The following is a 7305-nucleotide window of genomic DNA, read 5'->3' on the forward strand; positions in this document are numbered from 1 at the left end:
TTCAATTTAAAGAAAATGCTCAATAGAATTAAAGAGCAGATTCTTTTTACCCTTTTTCAAATGTTAAATGATTGGGAAGTACTTCTTTTGAAAATTGTAGCTCATCAAAATACAAGGGTTTTTAAGGTTTGACTAAATATATTTACCTAAGAAGGCGGCTACGTCAGTTTATTAATCAACAAAGGGTAGGTGTTAGTACCTCATAAAATATTTTCCAGTTATCCTCACAACTCACCCTCACCAATTATTTATATGGTTATTCTACACTAAAACCGTGAATTTATAGTATATAATTTACTTAATCCATTGGACTTTACGCCCAAACCCGACCTACTTTCCTTTCCTTATTGAAAGAAATAAAGCTAAGAGAATCAAGGCTGATTTTTTAATTACCTTCCTTATTGACTCTATAATTACATCTATTCTTGTTCAAAAATAATATTCCTGGCCACATTCGTCTTATACATGTCCTTTGTAATAATTTCTCTTTTCGCACTTGGACGATAAGAATTATTGTTTGGGTTTAGAATACATTCGACCTGATACTCAAGCATTTTTTCAAAAGGGATAAGAAAATCCTTCGTCTCGCATTGCTCTAACTCACCTACCTGAAGTAAATTTATGACAGTATAAACCGACTCAATAGTACTAAGGCAAAGAGATTCCGGTTGTTGCTTGATAATAAATTTTGATTGGATTTTATTATCAAAACTCACTCTCTTTAGTTTTTGCAAGTTCTTACTTAGTTTAAGCATTTTACGCGCGCAGGGCCATGTACCATCAAGAATAAAGATGTGTGGATTGTTACCCATAAAAGATTTTATTTCTGAACTTTTACGTATCGATAAGTTGAAATTATCTTTGCCCGGATAAAGCAAGAAAGAACAACTTGTTTCTTTAGTCAGTATTTCATTTACACGTTTATTATTGGTGAAATCGACACCAACTATAATTTCTGAATTTTCAAGTTGAAGATGAGTCATACGTCCCGTTCCGTTTTTTACTTTTTTGTGCTCCTTGGGGTGCATAAGAATAATAAAACGAGTCTTAGTCTGGATAGGATTAGTGTGTATACAAATACATGAGCTTGAAGGCCTCATGCATTTATAACATTTGATTCTTGGATGATGTATTTCTTCTTGCAAGCTGAATGTATTTTATTTTTCTAATAATGTCCTAATTATTTTTTCTATTGGGCTATCCGCCCAAACCGGACTTCATTTTTTGTCATAACACAAAAAACGGAAGCAAAAAAAGTCAAGGCTGCACCCTTCTCACTCAAAAAACTAGGTTTCATGACTGAAATTGTTTTAAACTCACCCTTTCTCGCACCTCGAAAGGATTCAAACAGAAAACAATTTTTAACCGTCATTTCAAACCTGTTTTTTGGCTCACAGGCTGAGGCCCGTTTCCAACATGACATCCTGAGCCTTGATTAAAAACGTTTAGGACGCTATTGATATTTTTCGAATTCGATATAACGTTTGGCTAGACTACGTTCTAAAGCTGTTTAGGTTTTGTTAGTTATAGTTTTCTTTCTTTAAATGTCAGTATACTCAATTGACTTTTGTTATTTAACATTGGCGTAGATAGAGTACTATTAAGTTTGCGAAAACAACCTTAAAAGCCTGGTGCCTCATGTCTAATATATTGCCTAATAGCCTCTTAAGCTCTTAATTCATTGATGTCAATTATTATCTCGTCTAACTTTTTAAATACCCGTCCATAGATTATTTTAAGATCCCACTCGTAAATTCGTCCACCAAGCATGACTAAAATCACCGATATAAATACTACTCCTATAACCCCTAATAAAGGAACTCCATTTACAAGAATTAAGTCTGGATAAGCGATAAGTAATTTATTCACTAAGTGATCTCCAATTCGCAGATCGCCTGATTTTTTCATCCAAAAACCAAGAACAAGTGACAAGAATATAAATGGGTAAAAAAAACGTGAAAATCTTTTATTAATGCTTACTTGATATTTTAACCAAGCATCAAATGCCATCAAGTAAGCATAACTGCTTTTGCCTTTATCTACAAGCATTAAAGTATTTAACAGTTTTTTATTGAGAAATACCAAGACATTCATGGCTATAAACATGGGCACACCCATATAGGGTAACCCTACAGCAAAGCTAGCTGCAAGTATTATAAAAGAGCCTAAAACAATTAAAATGAGATTCATTTTAAACATCCTTTTAAACTTATCTATAATGTGTATTGACTTTTGGTTGTAAAGGTCGTTCAATTTTGGAGCAACTAGTGCGCTGTCATCTATAAACCCTTCTTTCCAAATGGCTTCAATTGACTTTTCCATTCTCTTTGTTTAATATTATTTTTAATCGTGTTCTTATTCGTTTAATTCTAACTCCAATATTATTGGCATTTGTACCAATTATATCAGCTATTTCTTCATAAGGTCTTTCTTCAAGGTACAGCATAATAACCCCTCTATCCACTTCAGATAATTGTCTTATAGCATCGTACAGTTGATTTAGTTGTTCATCTTCAAATGCATAACTATCCACGACTAATTCTGGTGGTAAATAATCTGAAGCAAAATGCTGTTTGTTGTTTCTCTTCTTTTTGAGCAACGTGAGGCAGACGTTTAAAGATATTCTATAGATCCAAGTAGACCATTTTGATGCCTCTTGAAAATTGCCATGGCTTCGCCAAATTTGCAAGCACACTTCTTGATAATAATCTTCAAAATCTTCTTGCGAGTTGGTATATGCTCTACACATCTTAATAATGATACTTGCATAAGGAAGAATTTTTAAGGTATAAAAGTCATTACTCATTTATTAGGCTATAGTTAATACTCTATTATTTTTGGCAGCTTCATTGTCTAAATATAGCCCTATGAAATATCCTATTAACATTCCAAAGCACATTCCTGTGGTGCTCCCTCCGCTATCTCTAAAAACACTAGTGCCAATTGCTACGCCAAGAACTATTCCTATGCTCAAACAATAATTAGCATAATGACCTTTTAGCACAAAAGAAAACTCTGAATCTAGGAATTTCAAAAACTCGTTTAATTTTTTCTTTATGTACTTTTTTCTGTTTTTAGTTTGTTGGTTTAAATCAAGAGAAGACAACTCCTTCTCAATGAGGTCTATTTGATGTGTGGGCAATCCCCTGCTTTCAATGCTTGTTAGAATTCTAATAAATTTTTGATAAACCTTTATATCTCTTTTTTCCGTGCTATTTTCTTGTAGCCGATTTAAATAGTCTTTGGTCTCATTAATTGCCATCGTAGTAAGTTTTATTTAGTTAGTGGCTCGCCTAGACTAAATATTACACCTTAAGTATTTTTTTATGAAACTCTTCGTTTATTAAATAGAAAGCAGACTGAAAAGTTTACCACTTTATCTACTCATTTGTTAAGGTCAATCATTTTAAATTATAACGGCCTGCCACATGGAGCGTAAAGGGATTTAACCTTACTAACTTTCCAAATTGAGCGGAGCCAAAGTGCATATTTTGTTTTAACTTTTCTTTTTTAAGCCAAATCTGCGATTTGGCGCTGGTTGCCGAAGCTACGAACCAACCAAAATGCGTTACACCCTTTATGCTCTATAGCGGTTTGTTGTGGGTATGTTATTTCTCTTTATTCTTCATAATGCTTGGGTTTATGAAATCGCTTTAACAGATATTTCATTAACTAAATCATCTAACATTTTCTGTAATTCAACACTTAGCTCTTTATCTTCTTTATTTTCAGACAGAATGTGTTCTTTTCGTAACGATAAATCATGTATTTCATTTTTTAGAAAATTGCTGACATAATTACATCTCTTTGTCGTCAATTGAGCCATAGCTATAGTGTTTGAAAATAAACCTTGTGAAGGTTTAGATTTTTCGGATGGCAAATTACGATTGAACTTCTTCCGTAATTCTTCGCATTCAACTGTGAATTGTTTTTTCTTGTTGTCCATGTAATTTCTTTAAGTGATAAGATAATCACAAAGATAACAATTAATTTATAATGATTCTAAATAAGGACTTCTATACATTTTAATGAATAACATTCACTTGAATATGTGCTATTGATACGCAGTCTCTAATTACCCACAACTCAGATATATCACCCCATACCCCTCTACTTTGTCTCAGCTATTGCCAAACAGCAACTATCAACAAGGGTAGTGAAGGTATAATCCGTTTAGGCACACTAAAATAGCATTTTACGTGTGTGGAGCTGCCTTTCGTTGATGAATTTTACAAAATAGTTTATCAAAGCAGGCTTCTTGCCCCACGATAGTTGGATTCAAGTTGGCGAGCCAAGTGCTTGCTCTGCACAGCCTTTTATAGCCAATTGCACGGACTTGGACCCGTCTGTCGGGTGTAATGACCTGTCTGCACGCGGTTTTTAGTCGTTTTTCACGCAGCAGCGGTAGTCATGCACGGGTTTTACACGTTTGAGCACACCTTTTGGCCCGTCTGCACATAAAATCACCCGTCTGCACGCTCCTTGAGGCGTCTGCACGCATCGAAAAAAGGGTGCTGTCAACTATGTTAACAAGCACCCTTTAAACCTACCTAACTTACTTATTACTAATATTTATTGTTTCAACAAATTTGGCGCTTCGCTCAAACAAACTTACTTGTTACGCTTAATTGATTTCACTCGCCTCATTACTTTGGTAGCGTCGGCGGCGTTGACGGTTATAGGCACTGCTGTAGCCTTTCAAGCGGTCTTTGTTGCGCCAGAAAACAAACTTACCACACATCCGTATCTCATCCACTGCATTCTTCACCAGGGTATACATTTTATTACGTATCGTCAGGTTTTCGTTCTCACTATATTTCTCACCATTGGCACGGGCACGCACATCACGCGCCTGATCACTCATGACAGCCGCCTGCTCCACCTTTTCTTCACTCACCCCAATAGTGGCTAGCGTTGGTAAATGATCGCGCCCTAATACTGCCAGGTCATTCAAGTCCTGTATCATATCAGCGTGTCCGGCGCCTTCATCTATCTCAGCCACCTGACTCAACAAATCCGACCGATCTCTAAAAGCATAACGAAATGCATGCAAGAGCTCGTTGCGTAAATCATAGGCCAAAGGCTCCAGGTCAACCCACGCTTGCTCATCTTGCTCGCGCGTTTTCACTTCCTTCATCCAGTTTGATTGCGACTGACTAGCGGCACCCACCAGTACGGGTAATTCATCTATCACTTCAGCAGGCAAACCCGCTGCACTTAATTCTGCCTCATCATTTTTCGCCCATACGGCCAAATCTTCGGCTTCTTGAAAAAAGATACCCATTGGCACATAGGGCTTCTTCACTTGATCATCACTCAAGGCCTTTGCCTCTAGTAATTTTGCATTATAATCGTCAACATTCGACATAAAATTATAATTTTGAGATTAATACTGCCAGGCATCAGCTGGTTTAGAATGCGTCTCGCCAAAGTTGCAATCCTGATACCAGCTGATGACCTGTTTTTTATTATCATAAAGCTAAAACGTGTAGCTCCCTCCTTTTATGACAATCATCATACTTATGATAATTCACTCAAGACTTTTGACTAAGCGATTGTTTTACATGCTAAACGTTAGTTGTTCGGTGATGAATAAACATGAAAAGTAAAGCGATTCTTTTGGGGGAAGAATAAACAAAATACTCCTTTGGCATTTATGCTTGAAGTGTACTAACCCAGTACTCGACAATATAGATACTAAGGTTGATTATAACTTTGACAGCAATGCTTCTATTGCCGAACTGGAAGCAGGCGCTGTTTACCGATGGAAAATATAGGCCAGTAAGGATGATAATAAAGAGCCAACACATTGGAATGAGCCTTAAATTGTTTTGACTATTTTATGCTTAGGCAAGGCGAATTATTGCGATAATTGAGTGCAGTGTAAAGCTTGCTTGAATAATGCCGATAGTAGCAATAATCAAAAAGTAAAAATTGATTCATAGCCATAGTTACGGCGATATTTTTCAACGCAGTAGAAATAAACCAAAAGGTGATAATCAGGTAATTGAATCGCACATTTCACAAAAACTCATTCCTATTTCATGGCTTCGCCCAATTGCTCTACTTGTTTCAACCACAACTGTCGTTTGGTGCGAATAGCTGATTTTACAGGACTAAAGCTGGTTATTTTAACTGGTTTTACTCCGCAAAAGCCCAAAACACCTTTCTTCATCGCATTATGTCCAGGGCTCTTGTAGATGAGCTTATAATACCAAGTTGGTGTATCCATTGTTACAATTAAGCGAGCACTCTTGCCAGTTAGTAGCTTATCCCATAACAGCGAATTATCACGATAACTAAATGCAAAATTTGGTAAGAAAACACGATCGATAAACCCTTTTAGCAAGGCTGGTTGCGAACCCCACCAGTTAGGATAAACAAATACTAAATGATCAGCAGCTTTAATGAGTTTCTGAATATTAACAAGATCAGGCTCAAGCTCAGTTCTTTTGCGATAACCATACTTGAGAACTGGTGAAAAGTCTAAATCAATTAGGTTAATCAGTTTACAATCTCCTCCTGAAGCATCAGCACCAGCTTTATATTGTTTTGCCAATTCAAAGCAAAAGCTCTCCTTATTAGGATGCCCGTTAATGATTAGAATATTTTTCATTGGTTGTTATATGGGTTACAATTCAACTCTTAAGATGTCCTGTTTTAATGGTTACGTACACGTTATTTATAAGGATATACGATCTAAGATCTTTTCATATTCCTCAAAGCGATGCTTTCGAATGGGCCTTACATATGGCTCGGTTGAAAAGTGTAACAACAAGCAAGGACGAATAGCATTGTATTCATCAACATACTCGTAACGTACAAGTTCATTGTTTTTTATGCGCTGCTTTATTTTATTATGGTACGGATACATCGCAATACTATTTATTCAGACAAAAGAGCATTGAACCACAATTACATCGTTAATACCTTCTCATCATTTTTTAAGTAGGCCGTTAATGGTTCGCCCATATACTTAACATCAACCCCTATACGTTTGATTATATCTGCCACACCAAATTGTTCGGCACATGCCTGACAAGCTTCAACACGCACACCTCCTGCAATCATGGCCTTTACCTCTTCTTGCACGGCTGTATTCTATCCAACTAACTGCGCCGATGCTCCCCAAATAATAACATTAACAGTATCCCACCAGCCATGCTTTACGGCATTTACGCTATACATGCTTATCATCTTTGAAATGGTATCACGATTGGTGGTAGTCCACAAAATATTGATCTTATCCATATTAATCTATTTTATATTTTATTTCTGACTCAGTAGTTCACTTAAAACTTGCTT

10 protein-coding genes are annotated in these 7305 nt (G+C 36.2%); all 10 read right to left on the bottom strand.

Translation table 11 applies throughout. The annotated features are described in order from the left end of the window. Nucleotides 1-419: 419 nt before the first annotated feature. The 10 genes from FNN09_RS20500 to FNN09_RS21385 all read right to left on the bottom strand — a co-directional run bounded on the left by FNN09_RS20500 (nucleotide 420) and on the right by FNN09_RS21385 (nucleotide 7251). A complete protein-coding gene (locus tag FNN09_RS20500; protein ID WP_221932548.1) occupies nucleotides 420-1145 on the bottom strand; it encodes a tRNA-uridine aminocarboxypropyltransferase in 726 nt (241 codons plus the stop codon). 520 nt (nucleotides 1146-1665) lie between these two features. After that, nucleotides 1666-2322, bottom strand: a complete 657-nt coding sequence (locus tag FNN09_RS20505) for a hypothetical protein (protein ID WP_143304363.1) — start codon at nucleotides 2320-2322, stop codon at nucleotides 1666-1668. Beyond that, nucleotides 2306-2806, bottom strand: a complete 501-nt coding sequence (locus FNN09_RS20510; protein WP_143304364.1) for an RNA polymerase sigma factor — start codon at nucleotides 2804-2806, stop codon at nucleotides 2306-2308. Before FNN09_RS20510 ends, FNN09_RS20505 begins: the two co-directional genes overlap by 17 nt. Nucleotides 2807-2809: 3 nt before the next feature. Further along, complete coding sequence (locus tag FNN09_RS21375; RefSeq protein ID WP_221932549.1) at nucleotides 2810-3262, bottom strand: hypothetical protein; 453 nt, start codon at nucleotides 3260-3262, stop codon at nucleotides 2810-2812. A 378-nt stretch (nucleotides 3263-3640) separates the two neighbouring features. Further along, nucleotides 3641-3946 (bottom strand): hypothetical protein, encoded by a 306-nt coding sequence (locus tag FNN09_RS20520; RefSeq protein WP_143304365.1) that lies wholly within the window; start codon nucleotides 3944-3946, stop codon nucleotides 3641-3643. A gap of 678 nt (nucleotides 3947-4624) precedes the next feature. Beyond that, entirely contained in the window at nucleotides 4625-5368 is a 744-nt protein-coding gene (locus FNN09_RS20525; RefSeq protein WP_143304366.1) for a hypothetical protein, read from the bottom strand. 669 nt (nucleotides 5369-6037) lie between these two features. Continuing rightward, nucleotides 6038-6616 carry an NAD(P)H-dependent oxidoreductase gene (locus FNN09_RS20530; RefSeq protein ID WP_143304367.1) on the bottom strand — a complete coding sequence of 193 codons (579 nt, stop codon included), beginning with the start codon at nucleotides 6614-6616 and terminating at the stop codon, nucleotides 6038-6040. Nucleotides 6617-6682: 66 nt separating this feature from the next. Continuing rightward, on the bottom strand, nucleotides 6683-6874 hold the full coding sequence (locus FNN09_RS20535) for a hypothetical protein (protein ID WP_143304368.1): 192 nt from the start codon (nucleotides 6872-6874) through the stop codon (nucleotides 6683-6685). A gap of 41 nt (nucleotides 6875-6915) precedes the next feature. Beyond that, nucleotides 6916-7092, bottom strand: coding sequence for a DsrE family protein (locus tag FNN09_RS21380; RefSeq protein ID WP_255434209.1), 177 nt, complete (start codon nucleotides 7090-7092; stop codon nucleotides 6916-6918). Nucleotides 7093-7101: 9 nt separating this feature from the next. Further along, nucleotides 7102-7251: a hypothetical protein gene (locus FNN09_RS21385; RefSeq protein WP_221932550.1), complete on the bottom strand. Its 150-nt coding sequence runs from the start codon at nucleotides 7249-7251 to the stop codon at nucleotides 7102-7104. Nucleotides 7252-7305: the final 54 nt, after the last annotated feature.

Source organism: Carboxylicivirga sp. M1479, from assembly GCF_007097485.1.
Lineage (GTDB): Bacteria > Bacteroidota > Bacteroidia > Bacteroidales > Marinilabiliaceae > Carboxylicivirga.

Excerpts from the sequence above, each read along its gene's own strand:
- FNN09_RS20520 (WP_143304365.1), bottom strand. The coding sequence starts at position 3,946 with ATGGACAACAAGAAAAAACAATTCACAGTTGAATGCGAAGAATTACGG.
- FNN09_RS21375 (WP_221932549.1), bottom strand. The coding sequence starts at position 3,262 with ATGGCAATTAATGAGACCAAAGACTATTTAAATCGGCTACAAGAAAAT.
- FNN09_RS20530 (WP_143304367.1), bottom strand. The coding sequence starts at position 6,616 with ATGAAAAATATTCTAATCATTAACGGGCATCCTAATAAGGAGAGCTTT.
- FNN09_RS20525 (WP_143304366.1), bottom strand. The coding sequence starts at position 5,368 with ATGTCGAATGTTGACGATTATAATGCAAAATTACTAGAGGCAAAGGCC.
- FNN09_RS20510 (WP_143304364.1), bottom strand. The coding sequence starts at position 2,806 with ATGAGTAATGACTTTTATACCTTAAAAATTCTTCCTTATGCAAGTATC.
- FNN09_RS20505 (WP_143304363.1), bottom strand. The coding sequence starts at position 2,322 with ATGGAAAAGTCAATTGAAGCCATTTGGAAAGAAGGGTTTATAGATGAC.
- FNN09_RS20535 (WP_143304368.1), bottom strand. The coding sequence starts at position 6,874 with ATGTATCCGTACCATAATAAAATAAAGCAGCGCATAAAAAACAATGAA.
- FNN09_RS21385 (WP_221932550.1), bottom strand. The coding sequence starts at position 7,251 with ATGGATAAGATCAATATTTTGTGGACTACCACCAATCGTGATACCATT.